This window comes from Flavobacterium cupreum, from assembly GCF_003996965.1.
In the GTDB taxonomy this organism is placed as follows: Bacteria; Bacteroidota; Bacteroidia; order Flavobacteriales; family Flavobacteriaceae; genus Flavobacterium; species Flavobacterium cupreum.
Genome location: NZ_QWDM01000058.1, coordinates 1 through 631, shown reverse-complemented (window position 1 = coordinate 631; position 631 = coordinate 1). Strand labels below are relative to the sequence as shown.

The following is a 631-nucleotide window of genomic DNA, read 5'->3' as shown; positions in this document are numbered from 1 at the left end:
GATGAGTTTAAAGAACGCGTCATTAGCAAATTTACGTCAATGGAGAATTTGGTGACCGAGGTCATTGCGCCCTATACCGATGCCTACCTTGTCGCCAAACAATGCCAATATGTCTCCACCGCCAGCGCGGCTGAAATCAATGCCTTGCTCAAGTGGATGAATCGCATCGATAACTCGGATTGGCTGCCCTCGGCAATGAAATTCCTGGCTACGAAATCGACGGACACGGCTTATGTACTGTGGTTCATGCGCAAGCTGGAGCGGCTGGCTGCGTTCATGCACGTTTGTGCCTATGACGTAAACACACGCATCGAGCGTTATGCAAAGCTACTCCATGCACTCGAGAAGGATCATTCACTTGCGAATCCTGTTGATGTCGTCGAGCTGTCCGACATTGAAAAGGCGCTTTGGCTTGGTTTCCTGGGTGGTGACGTTTACCTGATGACTGCGCGCCGGCGCAATTATTTGATTCTGCGCCTGGACTCCTTCTTAGTCGATGGCGCGGCGACGTACGATCCTAGTTTATTGACTATCGAGCATGTACTGCCGCAGTCTGTGCCAGACGGGTCGCAGTGGGCGGAGCAATGGCCTCAGCTCGATACGCGCACTTCGTGGGTTCATCGATTGGCCA

Annotated in this window: 1 protein-coding gene; it reads left to right on the top strand. The window is 52.6% G+C overall.

Annotation, left to right across the window (positions count from 1 at the left end; genetic code table 11):
- On the top strand, positions 1 to 631 hold a 631-nt coding region (locus D0817_RS26670; RefSeq protein WP_127341000.1), incomplete at both ends, for a GmrSD restriction endonuclease domain-containing protein.